Consider the following 16308-nt stretch of genomic DNA (forward strand, 5'->3'; position numbering starts at 1 on the left):
GAAGATAAAATGCGACGAGAGATGAAAAGATGGGAGAATATCCATCTGACGGGGATTAACAGACTCCCTGCACATACGGATTTTTATAGATATGAAACGAAAGAGAACGCAAAAACATTCAACAAAGAAAATAGTATTGGCTATACATTACTTGATGGCGTGTGGAAGTTTTTATTTGTTGATGCGCCGGAACTTTCACCAAAGGGGTTCGAGGCAGAGGACTTTGCTATCGAAGGTTTAGATGATATTGAAGTACCATCCAGTTGGCAAATCAAGGGTTACGGAAACATGCATTATACAGATGTTTTATACCCATTTGCTATCAACCCACCATTTGTACCACAGCAAAACCCTACTGGGATCTATTTTAGGGAGTTAATGGTTTCAGATTTAGCAGACGACGAAGCACTTATTTTAAAATTCAATGGGGTTGACTCTGCATTTGACTTATATGTGAACGGACAGCATGTCGGTTACAGCAAGGTTTCCAGAGTACCGTCTGAATTTGACATTACGGAGTATGTGAAACAAGGAACCAACCGCTTAACGGTAAGAGTCTTTCAGTTCTCTGACGGCACATATTTAGAAGACCAGGACATGTGGTGGCTGTCAGGAATTTTTAGAAGTGTAGAGCTTTTTAAAATTAACAAAAATACGCTTCAGGATGTTATTGTGGAAACACTGCCTGATGAAAACTATGAAAATTTCACCTTAAAAATCGGTGGAGAATTTTTAACAAGTAATGTAAAAGGTTTATTTGCCACACTTTATCACCAAAATGAGAAAGTGGATCAGTTTGACATCGAAGTGGCTGATGGAAAATTCGAGATTAGTAGATTAATAGAAAAGCCGCATTTATGGAATGCAGAGGAGCCTAATCTTTATCATCTCGTTTTTGAATATTGTTTACCGAACGGTCATAAGGAAATTGTGCCGCTTCGCATTGGTTTCCGTTCAATTGAGGTCATCGACAATGAAATTCGTGTCAATGGAAAGCGCATTTTCTTTAACGGAGTGAACCGTCATGATTCACATCCGAAGACAGGTAGAACGGTAAGTTATGAGGATATGCTTCAGGATATTAAAATGATGAAGCAGTATAATATTAATGCTGTTCGTTCAGCGCACTATCCAAATAATGATGTATTTTATGATTTATGTGATGAGTACGGATTATACGTAATAGATGAAGCGGACCTTGAGTGCCATGGCTTCGAAAACACGGGTAATTACAACTGGATTTCCGATAATGAATTATGGCAAAAACAATATGTAGGCCGTGCAGTTCGCATGGTAAAAAGAGACCGCAACCACCCAAGTATTGTGATGTGGTCATTAGGAAATGAGTCAGGGGCTGGACGCAACTTCACAGCGATGTACAACGCAATCAAGGCAATCGATCCTACTAGACTCGTCCATTATGAGGGTGACAGAGTTGCAGCTTATAGTGATGTTTACACAACTATGTATACTCGCTTAAAACCACTCGAAGAAATCGGTAAAAATGCAGAAGGTAAGAAGCCTCATATATTATGTGAGTATGGACATGCAATGGGGAATGGCCCTGGTGGATTAACAGAGTACCAACAGTTAATGCGAAAGTATCCTCGATTACAAGGTGGATTTATTTGGGAATGGTGTGACCATGGAATCGAAACGACGAATGAAAATGGTGAAACTTACTATTTATATGGCGGCGATTACGGTGACTTCCCGACAAACGGAAACTTCTGTATTGACGGACTTGTCTACCCAGACAGAACGCCATCACCAGGACTAATTGAATATAAAAAGGTCATCGAGCCAATCGTGACGGAGGAAGTTAACTTAACAGAAGGCAAAATCCGTGTGAAGAATCTATACGATTTTAAAAACATTAGTGGAATCGTACTTCATGTTGAAGTGAAATCCTTCGGCACACTTATCGAGGAAAAAGAAATCAAGCTACCGAGTATCCAGGCTCATGAAGTAGCAGAAATTACGTTGCCAATCGATGTTGCAAAAGCTGCTCAATATGACGATGTTCGTATCTACCTAAGCTATCGAGAGGCGGAAGATACGCTCTATGCAGAAAAAGGACACGAGATTACAAAGGAAAGTTTTTTACTAGAATCTACGAAACTTGAAAAAGGTGTAATAACTGTCGCTTCAATCGGGTCTGATTTTGCCATTGAAGACGAAGCAGCTCAGCTTAAAATCGAAAATGATATGTTCAAGGCTGTTTTCTCAAATGTGTATGGCACACTTGAATCCTTTGAATCTGAAGGGGAAGAGATTATTAATAAAGGTCCTGAGGTAACACTTTGGAGAGCGATTATTGACAATGATATGTACAAAAAGGATGAGTGGATTAACAAGTACTTCCTTAAAAACACAAAAGAACAGCTCGGCGAAGTCACTTATGAGGTGTCTGAAGACCATGTGGACGTCGTCATCACGAAGTACGTATCAACTGTAAACCAAGCATGGGGTTTCCATTTAACATACAATTACCGTATCACGAAAAATGGTGTGCTAAATGTTGACTTAAAAGGTGAAAAAGTTCTACGCGGCATAGAAATTCCAGAAATGCTGCCACGAATCGGTGTAACCATGCATCTTAACCAAGATTACAGCGAGGTTACTTGGTATGGACGTGGGGATTCTGAATCCTATCAGGATACGAAACGTAGTCAACCAATTGGCCTTTACAACAAGACTGTAGAAGATATGCACACTGATTATGTGTATCCACAGGAGAATGGATCAAGATGTGATACCTCTTTCCTAGCTCTGGCAAAAGGTGACCACAAGTACCTGATTAATTTTAAAGAAGAGTATGACTTTACGATTCATGATTATGAAACTAGTGCACTTGAAGAGGCGAAACACCGCGGGAATATCAAGAAGTCACCATTCAATGTGTTGACCATTGATTATAAGCAAAGTGGTGTTGGAAGCAATAGCTGTGGTGAAGAGCAGTTACCTCCATATCGAACAGTGATTGAGGACTTCCGCCTTCAATTTGAAATAAGAAAGATTGAAAAGGATAGCCTAGTAGAAGAAAGTAAATTTTTCACAGCACGTTAAGAGAGCAGGGGAAACCCTGCTTCTTCCATAAAGGAGAATGATAGATGAATTTAGATATTAGAGAAATTCCTTTTTCTAGATTTGGTTCTTATTTTTGCGTGTCACAGGAAAAGGATTCTAAAGAAATTTATATACGCGATGTTCATGGTGGGGATGACGCCCCTTCAAAACTTTTTAAATTCGATCTTTTGCAGGATGGTGTTGAAAAAGAATTTGAGATTCTAGCAACAGAAACGTCCTTGCGTTTTCATCTAATAGATGACTTGGAGAAATATGCGGAAATCATCATTCCTGAAGAGGATGAGCTCCATATGAAAGTTAGTGGAGTAGAAGTACGATTGCAGGCAAGCAAAGTGAAATACGATACCTTGCATGAATATGAGGATGGCATGTATGAATACCATATCTATCCGAAGGAACTAAAGCTGATGATCAGCAAGCTCACTGGAGAAATGTCAGTTGAAGCACCATGGAATGTTATCGGAAATGATTTTATCGACATTCGCATGCGTAATGGCCATTTTGTGATTGAGAGCTATCGTACTGTTTTTAAACCAAAGGAATATGCAAGCTTTGAAGCGGGGAAAGAAAAGGTCGAGAAACTCTATCAAGAGTGGCTCGGAAATATAACGGAGAAAAATGAAGTCTATCAAGCTTCTATCGACCGTGCTGCGTATATCACTTGGTCAAGTGTCGTTCACCCAGATGGCCAATTAAAAGATTATACCATGTATATGTCAAAGTTGTGGATGTACAATATTTGGTCCTGGGACAATTGTTTCAATGCGCTAAATCTAGGTGCTAAGTATCCTGAACTAGCGTATGCCCAACTAAAAATCTTTATCGATACACAGGATGAATCTGGGGCATACCCTGATTTTGTGAATGATAAATTTGTATCCTATAACTGTATTAAGCCACCAATCTTTGCATATGTTTATGAAAAACTCATGGAAGAAAATGATTATTTTAAAGATGAAAACCGCTTAAGAGAGGTTTATGAATCTACAAAAAAAGTTATGAAGTATTTTGACCTATATCGAACATATGAAGGTCGACTTCCACATTATAAGCACGGCAATGATTCCGGCTGGGACAATGCGTCATTATTTCATCGTGGAATGCCGGTTGAAGCACCAGACCTTGCTTGCTTTTTAATCAGAACATATGATATTTTAACGAAATTTGCAGGCATGCTTGGAGAGCAGGAAGAAGCAAAGCAATTTACAGAAAGAGCAGATTCAATGTTTGCTTTATTAATGGAAAGATTGTACGACGAAAATGGATTCTTTGGCCGCGTTGGTAAAGATGCTGAAAGGATCGACATTCGCTCAAGCTTGATTCTCCGATTACCTGTATTAATTGGCTATCGTCTTGATAAAAAGGTAATGGATCAGCTTGTGAATGACCTTACGGAGAACTTTGAAACGAAATATGGATTTGCCACAGAAATGCCATCAAGTCCATTTTATAAGGAAAATGGCTACTGGCTCGGACCAATTTGGGCACCAGTCACCTATCTTTTTATTGATTCATTAAAAAGTTTTGGCTACAGTGAAATTGGAGAAAGAATTAGAGAGAAATACTTAGATTTAACACTTGTCGGCGGAATGGCAGAAAACTTCGACCCTCATCACGGAACAGGGCTCGTCGATACCTCCTTCACATGGACATCAAGCGTCTTTCTTCAATTAATGGGACACGGGGACAGGTCCCCTGTCCCACGAATCTAAAAAAATGGGACGAGGGACCTGTCCCTTCGTCCCAATAGGTGGAGGTTTACATGCGGAAATATTTTGGGGAAATAGGTCTTACGATCGTAGCCATCATTTGGGGAAGCGGGTTTGTGGCGAGCGCGGTGTCGCTGGAACATTATACACCTTATCAAATTCTAGCCATCCGTTTCCTAATTGGTGTTCTATTGTTAAGTCTTGTCTTTTTTAAGAAACTAAAACATATCAAAAAGAGTACGTTAATCAAGGGTTCGATTATTGGAATCTTTCTATATTTAGCATTTGCTCTACAAACAGTCGGGTTAGTCTATACCACACCATCGAAAAATGCCTTTTTGACGGCGGTAAATGTGGTCATTGTTCCGATTATTGCATTCTTTATCTTTAAACGAAAAATGGATAAGTTTGAGCTCTTAGGCGCAGTGCTTGCGATAACAGGTATAGGGGTGTTATCACTTCAGCTCTCAGGAGGCATCAACTTTGGAGACTTCTTAACTCTATTATGTGCGGTTGCATTCGCATTCCATATTTTCTATACGGCACAGTTTGTGAAGGATGAAGATCCAGTGCTATTAACGGTTATTCAAATGGCGGCTGCCACGGTTTTGGGATTCATCGTCGTCCTTTTCAAAGGAGAAATGAATTTTTCGGCTAGTTTTGAAGGAGTATCGGCGGTTCTGTACTTAGGGATATTCTCCACAACAATCGCGTTTTTATTGCAAACAGTCGCACAGAAATTCACAACCGAAACAAATGCGGCCATCATTTTATCAACAGAAGCATTCTGGGGCATGGTATTCTCCGTTATCATTCTAAGTGAAGTGTTAACCACAAGAATGATCATCGGAGCCATCATTATCCTTGTAGCGATCATCATTTCCGAAACAAAGCTGAAATTCATAAGGAAAAAAAGCTACAAAGAAGCAGTGTGAAATTGGAATTTTATGTATTACAATAGAAGTATTAAGACAAAGTGGGTATGATATATGGCGACAATTAAAGATATAGCAGATTTAGCGCAGGTTTCCATGGCAACGGTCTCTCGGGTGTTAAACTATGATGAAACGTTAAACGTTGCACCAGAGACTAGAAAGCGAATTTTCGAAGCGGCAGAGGAACTAAATTATGTCGTTACCCCGAAAAAGAAAAAAACGAAAAAGAAAGGGGTAGTGGGGCTTTACTATTCCTATTCACTTGAAGAGGAATTGGTCGACACCTATTACCTTTCGATTCGGGTTGCATTAGAAAAGAAGCTTGAAAGCATGGGAATGGAATTTTTCAGAATTACAAAGGACGATACAAAGCGAAGTATTTCAAAATTGGACGGGATTATCTGCCTTGGAACCTTTAAAAAAGCAGATATTGAGTTGATTAAAAGTTTTGATAAGCCATCGGTGTTTGTGGATTCAAATCCAGATAAGGATAGTTTTGATGCGGTAGTCATCGATTTTACCTCTGCGACGAAAACGGCGCTTAATTATCTGGTTGAACTAGGACACAAAAAAATAGGATTTATCGGTGGCGTTGAAACAGATATGTATGGGAATCGGTTCAAGGACTTACGACAGGATGTCTTTGAATGCTATCTAAAGGAAAAAGGAATTTTTAATGAAGATTTCGTCAAAATTGGCGGCTATAATCCAAAGGATGGCTATCAAATCCTTAAGGAAATGCTCAGTCAGAACGAAAAACCAACCGCGGTGTTTGTGGCTAATGATTCCATTGCAGTCGGTTGCTACAAGGCAGCTTATGAACTAGGTGTTAAAATACCGGAGGACCTAAGCATCGTCGGCTTTAACGATGTGTCCTCTGCACAATACATGATGCCACCGCTTACAACCGTAAAATTGTACACGGAAATTATGGGCGAATCCGCGGTCGACTTACTGCTTGAGCAACTTGCAACCAAGCGTGAAGTCTGTAAAAAAATAACCATTCACACAAAGCTCATTGTCAGAGGCAGTGCTACAAAGGTGAAGAATGGCTAAAATTGAATAGATTAGGACAAAAGCCATATCGGAAATAAAACGAAGGAATAGTTCTGATAAAATAAGTTACCATAAAAAATTGCACTTCCAACAACTAGGGTAATAGAAGATTTTACACGAATAAAAGAGAAAGGTGAATTTGAACATCCTCAAATTCACCTTTCTCACTATCTGAAGCTAGTTATGTCAGGGTTAATATATAGCTAGTCATATGCCATTCCACAGGAGCAACGGTTTTTTCCAAATAATAAATGATAAGATGCGGGGAATTCCTGATTGACCCGTTGGACTTCACGTGCAAATTCCTTACTATCTTCTGGCACCGGTGAAAGTTGGTTCGCTTTAACTTGAGAATCAATATTCGCACCTGGTGGGACGAACCTATTAGGTGGTATTCGAACACCGTTTGTTATTACTGCATTATATGAAATAAATGAGCCTCTTCCAACAATTGCATTATAAACAATGGCATTAAAACCAACAAATACTTTGTCTCCAATAAAACAAGGACCATGGACAAGAGCCCCATGAGCAATGGACACCTCATTACCAATGAAGATAGAATACCTTTTACTTCCAACCGAAATCTTTCTATTTAATAAGCCGTGTAAAATGACTCCATCCTGAATATTTGTATGACTACCTATATAAAACGGAGTTCCCTCATCCGCACGTATACTGACATTAGGTGCTACATAAACATTGTTTCGAATAGAAACATCACCTATGACACTGGAAAATTGACTCACAAAAGCTGTTTTATCTATCTGAGGAAAGCGTTGAATCGGATTAAATGAAGTTATGGGGTTAGGGCTAATGAATGGTTCAAAACAATGAGAATGGTCATTCGAAGAGTTTGATGTACTTTTGTCTCCCACGTAATCTCTCCTTTGCAAAATTGGCGTACAAGTATTTTATGCAATGAAATTGCATGGGAGTGGGATTTAAGAGCCTTTTTTGGATTTTGGTTGGAGATTTCATGGTGTTTTGTAGAATGTATTTTCTCTATAAAACCATCCTAAGATTAAGGTGGTGACCGCATCGCCCCAAATCTTTTGAAATGGTGCATGATATATGTTTTTTTTTAACTCAAGGTAAGCTAAAAGAGCCTGCACCATTTGCCGGCATCCATTACATCGGGATGAGTGCAGCAGGGCATTACAGCACATGTCCTTGTGCAAGATGCCGATATGGCTATGTTTGAAGCAAAACCACAAAGGGGAAAATAAGGATTATTTTTATTCTAAGCATTGACTATTTCTAGAGTTCCTTTTCTTTAGATATTTGCTATGATTAAAGGTGTAGATTCTTTTCAATAATCAGAAAATCTGGTAATATGTGGGCAATACGTCCATCGGGGGAAACGCTAATGAACAAAAAGACAGCGGGGCTTTCAATTGCAGCAGGTGCGGCTTTATGGGGCATTATTGGTTTATTTGTAAGCAATCTGTACGCAATTGGCTTTACGCCACTACAGGTTGTCACTGTGAGAGCAATCGCAGCTTCCATTTTTCTCATTACATATGCTTTATTAAGAAATCCGATAGCCTTCAAGATTCAGTTATCTGACAGTAAATATTTTATCGGTACAGGAATAATAAGTATTGTCTTTTTTAACTGGTGCATGTTTGTAGCGATTGAGGAAACATCGATTTCTGTTGCTGCGATTCTCCTATATACAGCACCAGCATTTGTCACGATATTTGCTAGAATTTTATTTAAAGAGAAACTCACCATTCGAAAGATCTTGGCCCTTGTGGTAACTATTGTCGGCTGTGCCTTTGTTGTGGGGGTCTTTCCAAACTTTTCAGGTACAATCTCTCCCTTCGGTCTAGTGGTGGGAATCGGATCCGGTTTCTTTTACGCGCTTTATAGTATCTTTGGCAAGTTTGCCCTTGAAAAATATGATTCACTTACTGTCACGGTGTATACGTTTATTTTTGCTGCTGTTGCAGTAACACCGTTCAGCGGTATATGGACGGTAGCGAATCTGTTTACGGATCTAAAAGCTTGGATTTACATCATTGGATTAGGATTTCTATCATCGATGATGGCGTTTATCCTATATACAAAAGGCTTACAGTATATTGAGTCAAGCCGGGCATCCATAATTGCAACGATAGAACCAGTTGTTGCAGCCATTATAGGCTTCTTTATCTTTCAAGAAACTTTGCAAATGTGGCAATATGTTGGGATTATTATGGTGATTGCAGCTGTGATCATCGTTCAAGAAACAAGCGAAAAGCTCCCGAAAAACGCAATGATCGAAAATGAGACATCTTTATAATCGAGGTGAAACAGTAAAGTGAATACGGCGTTTACTATCGTCATTATCCTTGGAATCGCAGCATTAATTGGAACCATGTTAATAGCAGGAAAAGGGGACGCAAACTACCGAGAAAAAACAAAGCGAAACAGCATCAACTTAACCCTTATCTATACTATCGTGATACTGCTCTCATTAATTGCGGTTGGAGTGTATATTTGGAGATATGTATAAAGAGAGAATTATTATTTGTTAAAAGTGTCCTTGAGGACACTTTTTTTTATTTGTGAGATATATTCGATAATCGCTCCCTCAGTTGGAGGGGAAAGCAAGAGTGAAGGTAAGCTTAGACCGTAATCATACCATCAGCACTATGCTTAGTCGAATGTAAGTTACATCATATTACCGAAACGCAAAAAAACACGAATCTTTCTATCAAGACGAAAGACTCGTGCTTTTCTTTTCAACTACTTCATTGACCTTGTTTTTATTCATCCATTGAGACAGGGGTAGTTGGAAATACTTCATGAACCATCCTAATATTTTTCCGATAAAATATGCAGCAACTACTGTACCAATCCCAACTGCACCTAATGATTGAATGGTAACTACACAGACAACACCTGCCACACAAACATTAATTAAGTCACTGGATATTTTAGCTTTACCGACTTTTAATTTAAACTTTTCGCTGATTACAAACGTTAATTGATCGTAAGGCATAAGTGGGAATTTCGTAGTGAAATAACCAAGTAAACCTATTGCAACTACGAATAAACTAATGATTAAAAAAGCCCATCGCATGAATATCGACTCAGGCATTGGAACGAGTTGCACAAGGAATAAGGATAAATCCATAAAGAAGCCAAATAAAAAAGCAACGACTAATTGAACGATTGATTCTTTGAAGTTGAATTGTTTACTTAGTACCACTTGAATCATAATAAATAAAACATTTGCTACTATGGTCATACATTCCGACTGATAACCCTGAAGCAAGCGCAAATGCATAAGCTAAAGACGAGACTGGTGAAACACCAAGGTCTGCCTGTATAGAAAAACTAACACCAAGTGCAAGGAAAAATAAGCCAATAATATACAAACTAAATCGTTTTATGGTCACATTAATATGATTCATATAGTCCTCCTTAAAAATAGTCCAACTTCAATATTATCATGTGATATGATATATTAATAATATATATTTCATTCATAAATCATATATAATTACATATAACGGAGTATAAAAAAATGGATATTCGACAACTACAGTATTATAGAGAAATCGTAAAACAAGGGAATATTTCGAAAGCGGCTGAGGTACTAAACATTGCACAACCCCCGTTAAGTCAATTACTAAAAAAGTTAGAAACAGAGTTAGGTACTATATTAATTCACCGCTATCGTAAGAAATGGGAATTAACCGAATCTGGCCAGCTGTTATATCAATATGCTGAACAATTAGTAAGTCAAATGGAAGAAGTGAAAAGAAGGATTCATGAAATAGAAGAAGGTGCCGCTGGAACAGTACGTATTGGATTCTCATCAGCCTGTTCGAATATGTTGATTGATTACATTGAAGACTTTAGAAAACAGTTTTCTCAAATCAAATTTACTATTTTTTCAGGGGACTCTGAAAGTTTATTAGCAAAGTTAAAACAAAAAGAAATTGATCTTGCGTTACTTTTCAGACCGAGTCATACGGAGCAATTTGAAATGAAAACACTGAAGAAAGAACCTGCAATCCTCATTGTTCCTAATAGCTTAACAAGTGAGCTCTCGGCAAAACCTACCTTTAAGGAAATTGCTCACCTTCCTTTTATCATGCTAGGTGCGATGGAAGGACACACCTTTCATGAAAGTATTTTAAAAGCATTTCAAGACCATGACGTACAACCCAATATTGTTGTTGAATGCAAAGATATTCCCATGGTTGTCGCACTTGTCAATCGTGGGTTAGGAATCTCCATCATTCCAAGAATGAATTATAAATCATTATTTTACCAGCATTTACAGATTTACGAGTTCGGGAATTTTGATATTAGTCTAGAACCCGTGATGATGAAACTAAAAGATGTGCCAACCTCAAAAGCAGCCATGCATTTTTGGGGAATGATAAAATAGACCTGGGACACAGGGACAGGTTCCTCGTCCCATTTGGGATTAGGAACCAATGACCAAACGAAATTTGATAAATGAAAGGTGTACTTTGATGACGAATGGTAGAATGAATCCTAAGGTTGATGAATTTTTACATAAGGAAAAGAAGTGGAAGGAAGAGTTTGAGAAATTGAGAATGATCAATCTTGGCTGCGATTTGACTGAAGAATTGAAGTGGAGATTGCCTTGTTATACGTTTCAGGATAGGAATATCGTGATTATTCAAAACTTTAAGGAATACTGTGCACTGATGTTTTTTAAAGGTGCTTTGTTAAAGGATCCCAATGGTATTCTAGTCAAACCCGGAGAGAATTCTCAGGCTCAGCGCCAAATAAGGTTTACCAATGTTCAGGAAATCATTGAAATGGAAAGCATCTTGAAAACCTATATTCAGGAAGCAATAAAGGTGGAGCAATCAGGGAAAGAAGTCGAGTTAAAAAAGACAACAGATTTCTCTGTTCCAGAAGAGCTTCAAACGAAATTCGAAGAAATGCCGGTATTAAAAACAGCCTTTGAAGCTTTGACGCCTGGGAGACAAAGAGCATACCTCCTTTATTTTTCAAAAGCTAAACAATCAAAAACTCGAGAATCAAGGATTGAAAAATATATCGAGCAAATTCTAAATGGTGAGGGATTGAATGATTAATTCCTGATCGTCTTTACAATGTATCCGAACATTTAAAGCATTTCATTCATCAGAAATGCTTTTTATTATGCCTTAAGGGAACAAAAAAATCTCTTAAACAACAAAAATAAGATAATTTTCAATAATATTTTATTGTAAAACGATAAAAACTATGTTAAATTAAATTGACAATAAATAAATGAGGTGTATGTTATGAAACTAAGTTCAACACGTTTTTTAAGGTTGGCAGTTATTATAATAGGAATTCCAGTTTTGGCTCTCTGTATTTTTGGGCTTCCACAAATTGCAAGTGTCGCATTTAAAGAAGCAGCAAATGGAGCAACGTTAGGATATATAGTACTTGGTACTTTAACAATAATGTATGTTTCGGCAATTCCATTTTACGTTGCCTTGTATCAAGCATTTAAGCTATTAAATTATATCGACAAAAACATTGCTTTCTCAGATCTTTCAGTAATAGCCTTAAAGAAAATCAGAACTTGTGCCATTACGATTTGTGGTTTATATACATTAGCTTTACCATTCGTCTTTATCATAGCGGAGTGGGATGACGCACCAGGACTTGCATTACTTGGATTGGTCATTGTTGGTGCTTCAATGGTGGTTGCAGTCTTTGCGGCTCTACTTAAAAAACTTTTACAAGAAGCGATCAATATAAAAACAGAAAATGATTTAACGGTCTGAGGTGATAACAATGGCGATTATTATAAACATTGACGTAATGCTAGCAAAAAGAAAAATGAGCGTAACTGAGCTTTCTGAAAGAGTAGGAATAACAATGGCTAACCTCTCCATATTGAAAAATGGAAAGGCAAAAGCGGTTCGTTTTTCAACATTAGAAGCGATTTGCAAAGCCTTGGATTGTCAGCCGGGGGATATATTAGAATACCGAAGTGACGAATAATGGGAAGAGGGACCTGTACCTATGTCCCAGTGGAAATATTAATTATTAAGGAGTTAAAAATATGGCAATGAGAATTCCTTTTTTTAATCAGAAACAACCGAAAGAATCCTTCGATTATGGTGAAGGTCAGACTCCGGAACATATTGCGATTATTATGGATGGCAATGGCCGATGGGCTCAGAAGCGGGGCTTGCCTAGAGTGGCTGGCCATAAGGAAGGGATTTCTGCCGTCTTAAAAACCGTAAAGGCAGCAGTTAAATTTGATGTGAAGGTTTTGACATTATATACGTTTTCCACGGAGAACTGGAAGCGCCCAAAGCCTGAGGTAGAATTTATTTTGAGGCTACCTAAGGAGTTTCTCCATCTTTATCTACCAGATCTTATTTCCAACAATGTACGGATTGAGGCGATAGGTGATATGGGGAATCTTCCGTCCCATACCCGTGAAGCGATTGAGTATGCAATTGAACGCACAAAAGATAATGACGGACTTCTGCTTAATTTTGCTCTCAACTATGGAAGCAGAAACGAGCTTCTTCATGCAATGAAAGCCATGCTCGTGGATATGAAAGATGAGAAATTAAACCTGGATGAGTTAGATGAACAGCAGTTTAATCAATACTTGTATACAGCAGATTTGCCAGAACCAGACCTTCTGATTCGCACGGGCGGAGAAAAACGTCTGAGTAATTTCCTCCTTTGGCAGTTGGCTTATACAGAATTCTGGTTTACTGATGTGCTGTGGCCTGATTTCGATGAAGAAGAATTCCTGCAAGCATTACAAGAATACCGACAACGAAAAAGAAGATATGGTGGAGTATAAGTGGTACACGAAGGACAGGTCCCTCGTCCCAGTTTGGACATGGGACCTGTCCTTTTGTGTACTATTTTCGTAGATGAAGATTATGAAAAAAGAGTTCATACACCCATTCCAACACTCGCCCATAAACTGAAACCAGGGTGATAAATATGCAAAAACGGAATCAAATGGACATAACTTCTTATCATCAAAAGTATTTTCGGCCGTCTTGCTCAAAAGCTTTAAATCTAAGATTTAGCAGTTGGAAGTTCTTCGATCCATATTATGATAAAACACATGAACAAATCCAGTTACCTCCAGAATTAACGAGGACGCCTAAAGATACTCTTATCAACTATTTTAGTATTTTACGAGATGCAGCAAGTTTAGGAAAAAGGAGTTGCGGTTCAATCGGTAATGGTCAGCTGCCATTTCCAATTGCCTATAATTTTTTGTCCAAAGCTTATCAAGATAAACTAAGCTATGAAAAATATGTAGATTCGTTTGCTGGAATTGGGCATACGAGTTTGCTAAAGCTTTGTCAGGTACCAGATGGAAAAAGGGAAATCAGATTTTTTTATGAAATTGAAACGATTGAGTTGAGGGAAGATCTGATGGTCGAGTATTTTGGCTATTCGTATGGTTTTATCCAGTTGGAACACGAAAAAGATGGCTTTCGAATTTCGGATATGAGTAAAACTGGAGAAGATTTTTTATGTGCGCCATATCATGGCTGGGACCACGATGCAGAATCGGTTGTAGAAATTAAGTATGGCGAATGGTGTAAAATGATTCAACATTTGTACCCGACTATGAGAAATGGATACATGAAAACGATTTGCTTCCAAGGTAAGGATGGCGCGGATTATTGTATTCTATTTTTTACATTAACGAATGGAACGGATGTTGAAATTGCCCAGTTCCGAAAAGCCGGAAATGAGCCTTGGAAACAAGTTCACATCAAGCCTGAAGAAGATTGTTTACCAAAACCTAAAAATACTTAATTACTTGTGCGATTGCAACAAAATGAATGCAATCGCTTTTTTTATGGTTTACATTAATTACTTTTTAAATTATTATTATGTCATACGATATATCGCAACGCATAATATCGAGATACATAATACCAGTGTAGGACGTGGTGACAGATTCCTAATCCCATTTGGGACAAGGGACCTGTCCCTGTGTCCCACCGAAAGAAGGGGTGTAAGGAATGGCATATAATGGGGGGCCAATGACGGAAGCGATGTACTATGTTCTATTAGCGCTAATGCATCCTAATCATGGGTATCAGCTGATGCAAGCCATTACGGAAGTTTCGAATGGTAGGGTGAAAATGGGCCCTGGTACTCTATACGGAGTCCTTTCACGAATGCAGAAGGATGGCCTGATTTCCTTAGCAGAAGATGATGGAAGACGAAAAACCTATGAAATTACACCAGAAGGGGAACAAGCATTACGAGTGGAGTACAGCCGATTAAAATCTCAAATTCAGGATGGGAAAATTTTAGAGGCAGGTGATGAAAATGGATAAGGTCGTCCGTAAATTACGTCCAAGTGACTATTGGAGCATCGGTGAGCATGAGAGTTGGTTTGCTGACATGGCGTCACAAGGTTTACATCTAAAAAAAATGGGGATTCATTTTGCTCACTTTGAAAAGGTTGAACCGAAGAAAATGAAGTACAGAATTGAAGTATCCATGAAAAAGAGAATGAGACCTGAGCAGATCGAAATGTATGCAGAAAGTGGTTGGGACTATGTGACAGGCTATCAATTTTTTCATGTGTTTTCTTCACCAGTCGAGCGAAATGCTCCAGAAATACATACAGATCCTGCGGAGCAATCGTATACCCTAGAAGCACTTGATAAAAAGTTGGCCTTTAATGCAGGTATGGTTGTTGTCGCGTTACTCATCATGATTGCTATGGTGTCCGCTGTTTGGTTTTTTGATGGGACACCAATCCGTACTTTAGTTGAAGGAATTGCTATTCAACAAACGATACTATCCATCTTTATCGGATATCAAGCTTATACTTCATTGCGAGCGGCACTATCCATTCGTGCACTAAGAAACGATTTGATTGAAGGGAAACCGATTGATCATCACGCACCTTGGAAGAAACACCAACGATTACATTCGACAATCACATTTCTTTTTACTTTGCTTCTTGGGTTGACAGCTATTATGCCATTTGTACAGCTCTTAAATCATAAAACGATTACATTGCCTGGAGAAAGTACAGACTTACCAATTGTGAGGTTAGCAGATATAGAGCAGAATCCTGCTTTAGTTCGTGAAAAATATTTTATCGATGATATCGATTGGGCCAATCGCTACACATCTAAATGGAGTCCGTTTGCACCTGTCCAATATGATACAGATGAAAGTGGGGTAGTTCCAGGGGAAGTGTGGAAAGGGTTGAGCGGTGAATATTCACCAAGCATTTCTACAAATTATTATCAACTCACTATTCCAGCCATGGCGGATAATCTAGTTTTTGATTTAATAGATTGGTATAGACATGAAAATCCCGTTGAAGATTACGTTGAAACGAAGCATCCCGACTTTGACCTTCTGATTGTTCGTGAAGATGAGTATATGAAAGAAGTATTTGCTTCTAGAGGAAGAGAAGTTATATTTGTTCGATATAATGGTTATGCTAATGTAGATTTGGTTTTAGATAGCATAGTAGAAAAGCTAGAACATACAAGTCATAAATAGATAAGAAAATTTTAGAACAT

The 16308-nt window shown here is 38.3% G+C and carries 15 protein-coding genes and 1 pseudogene; 14 read left to right on the top strand and 2 right to left on the bottom strand.

The annotated features are described in order from the left end of the window. Positions 1–9: 9 nt before the first annotated feature. From NST91_RS04025 to NST91_RS04040, 4 genes are read left to right on the top strand one after another with little or no spacing between them, the layout of a single operon-like run. Positions 10–3069, top strand: a complete 3060-nt coding sequence (locus NST91_RS04025; protein WP_341330120.1) for a glycoside hydrolase family 2 TIM barrel-domain containing protein — start codon at positions 10–12, stop codon at positions 3067–3069. Positions 3070–3113: 44 nt separating this feature from the next. Continuing rightward, complete coding sequence (locus NST91_RS04030) at positions 3114–4802, top strand: amylo-alpha-1,6-glucosidase (RefSeq protein ID WP_341330121.1); 1689 nt, start codon at positions 3114–3116, stop codon at positions 4800–4802. 50 nt (positions 4803–4852) lie between these two features. After that, on the top strand, positions 4853–5734 hold the full coding sequence (locus NST91_RS04035) for a DMT family transporter (RefSeq protein ID WP_341330122.1): 882 nt from the start codon (positions 4853–4855) through the stop codon (positions 5732–5734). Between the two features lie 54 nt (positions 5735–5788). Next, complete coding sequence (locus tag NST91_RS04040) at positions 5789–6790, top strand: LacI family DNA-binding transcriptional regulator (RefSeq protein ID WP_341330123.1); 1002 nt, start codon at positions 5789–5791, stop codon at positions 6788–6790. A gap of 203 nt (positions 6791–6993) precedes the next feature. Here NST91_RS04040 and NST91_RS04045 read toward each other — a convergent pair whose 3' ends face one another. Next, a complete protein-coding gene (locus tag NST91_RS04045; RefSeq protein ID WP_341330124.1) occupies positions 6994–7668 on the bottom strand; it encodes an LbetaH domain-containing protein in 675 nt (224 codons plus the stop codon). A 491-nt stretch (positions 7669–8159) separates the two neighbouring features. Here NST91_RS04045 and NST91_RS04050 point away from each other — a divergent pair, with 491 nt between their 5' ends. Both NST91_RS04050 and NST91_RS04055 read left to right on the top strand, forming a co-directional pair. Then, on the top strand, positions 8160–9077 hold the full coding sequence (locus NST91_RS04050) for a DMT family transporter (protein WP_341330125.1): 918 nt from the start codon (positions 8160–8162) through the stop codon (positions 9075–9077). Positions 9078–9095: 18 nt separating this feature from the next. Beyond that, a complete protein-coding gene (locus tag NST91_RS04055) occupies positions 9096–9290 on the top strand; it encodes a hypothetical protein (protein WP_121449059.1) in 195 nt (64 codons plus the stop codon). Between the two features lie 201 nt (positions 9291–9491). On the opposite strand, the pseudogene NST91_RS04060 reads toward NST91_RS04055, so the two are convergent. Beyond that, positions 9492–10194 (bottom strand): annotated as a pseudogene (locus NST91_RS04060) (YczE/YyaS/YitT family protein). A 113-nt stretch (positions 10195–10307) separates the two neighbouring features. Here NST91_RS04060 and NST91_RS04065 point away from each other — a divergent pair. The 8 genes from NST91_RS04065 to NST91_RS04100 all read left to right on the top strand — a co-directional run bounded on the left by NST91_RS04065 (position 10308) and on the right by NST91_RS04100 (position 16288). Then, positions 10308–11180 carry a LysR family transcriptional regulator gene (locus tag NST91_RS04065; protein ID WP_341330126.1) on the top strand — a complete coding sequence of 291 codons (873 nt, stop codon included), beginning with the start codon at positions 10308–10310 and terminating at the stop codon, positions 11178–11180. Between the two features lie 88 nt (positions 11181–11268). Further along, positions 11269–11862: a YdeI/OmpD-associated family protein gene (locus NST91_RS04070; protein ID WP_341330127.1), complete on the top strand. Its 594-nt coding sequence runs from the start codon at positions 11269–11271 to the stop codon at positions 11860–11862. 192 nt (positions 11863–12054) lie between these two features. Beyond that, positions 12055–12546 carry a DUF2975 domain-containing protein gene (locus tag NST91_RS04075; RefSeq protein ID WP_341330128.1) on the top strand — a complete coding sequence of 164 codons (492 nt, stop codon included), beginning with the start codon at positions 12055–12057 and terminating at the stop codon, positions 12544–12546. Positions 12547–12556: 10 nt separating this feature from the next. After that, positions 12557–12766 carry a helix-turn-helix domain-containing protein gene (locus NST91_RS04080; protein WP_010676789.1) on the top strand — a complete coding sequence of 70 codons (210 nt, stop codon included), beginning with the start codon at positions 12557–12559 and terminating at the stop codon, positions 12764–12766. Positions 12767–12827: 61 nt separating this feature from the next. After that, complete coding sequence (uppS, locus tag NST91_RS04085; protein WP_341330129.1) at positions 12828–13589, top strand: undecaprenyl pyrophosphate synthase; 762 nt, start codon at positions 12828–12830, stop codon at positions 13587–13589. A gap of 146 nt (positions 13590–13735) precedes the next feature. Continuing rightward, positions 13736–14569: a hypothetical protein gene (locus NST91_RS04090; protein WP_341330130.1), complete on the top strand. Its 834-nt coding sequence runs from the start codon at positions 13736–13738 to the stop codon at positions 14567–14569. 209 nt (positions 14570–14778) lie between these two features. Then, complete coding sequence (locus NST91_RS04095; RefSeq protein WP_341330131.1) at positions 14779–15099, top strand: PadR family transcriptional regulator; 321 nt, start codon at positions 14779–14781, stop codon at positions 15097–15099. Continuing rightward, the gene (locus tag NST91_RS04100; protein WP_341330132.1) at positions 15086–16288 is read left to right on the top strand and encodes a DUF2812 domain-containing protein; all 1203 of its coding nucleotides are present in this window, start codon (positions 15086–15088) and stop codon (positions 16286–16288) included. Before NST91_RS04095 ends, NST91_RS04100 begins: the two co-directional genes overlap by 14 nt. Positions 16289–16308 lie beyond the last annotated feature (20 nt).

This window comes from Ferdinandcohnia sp. FSL W7-1320 (assembly GCF_038050315.1).
Lineage (GTDB): Bacteria > Bacillota > Bacilli > Bacillales > Bacillaceae_L > Ferdinandcohnia > Ferdinandcohnia aciditolerans.

Bases quoted from the DNA above. Each gene is read 5' to 3' on its own strand.
- NST91_RS04075 (WP_341330128.1), top strand. From the start codon at position 12,055: ATGAAACTAAGTTCAACACGTTTTTTAAGGTTGGCAGTTATTATAATA.
- NST91_RS04030 (WP_341330121.1), top strand. From the start codon at position 3,114: ATGAATTTAGATATTAGAGAAATTCCTTTTTCTAGATTTGGTTCTTAT.
- NST91_RS04090 (WP_341330130.1), top strand. From the start codon at position 13,736: ATGCAAAAACGGAATCAAATGGACATAACTTCTTATCATCAAAAGTAT.
- NST91_RS04040 (WP_341330123.1), top strand. From the start codon at position 5,789: ATGGCGACAATTAAAGATATAGCAGATTTAGCGCAGGTTTCCATGGCA.
- NST91_RS04080 (WP_010676789.1), top strand. From the start codon at position 12,557: ATGGCGATTATTATAAACATTGACGTAATGCTAGCAAAAAGAAAAATG.
- NST91_RS04065 (WP_341330126.1), top strand. From the start codon at position 10,308: ATGGATATTCGACAACTACAGTATTATAGAGAAATCGTAAAACAAGGG.
- NST91_RS04100 (WP_341330132.1), top strand. From the start codon at position 15,086: ATGAAAATGGATAAGGTCGTCCGTAAATTACGTCCAAGTGACTATTGG.
- uppS (WP_341330129.1), top strand. From the start codon at position 12,828: ATGGCAATGAGAATTCCTTTTTTTAATCAGAAACAACCGAAAGAATCC.
- NST91_RS04025 (WP_341330120.1), top strand. From the start codon at position 10: ATGCGACGAGAGATGAAAAGATGGGAGAATATCCATCTGACGGGGATT.
- NST91_RS04035 (WP_341330122.1), top strand. From the start codon at position 4,853: ATGCGGAAATATTTTGGGGAAATAGGTCTTACGATCGTAGCCATCATT.
- NST91_RS04095 (WP_341330131.1), top strand. From the start codon at position 14,779: ATGGCATATAATGGGGGGCCAATGACGGAAGCGATGTACTATGTTCTA.
- NST91_RS04070 (WP_341330127.1), top strand. From the start codon at position 11,269: ATGACGAATGGTAGAATGAATCCTAAGGTTGATGAATTTTTACATAAG.
- NST91_RS04050 (WP_341330125.1), top strand. From the start codon at position 8,160: ATGAACAAAAAGACAGCGGGGCTTTCAATTGCAGCAGGTGCGGCTTTA.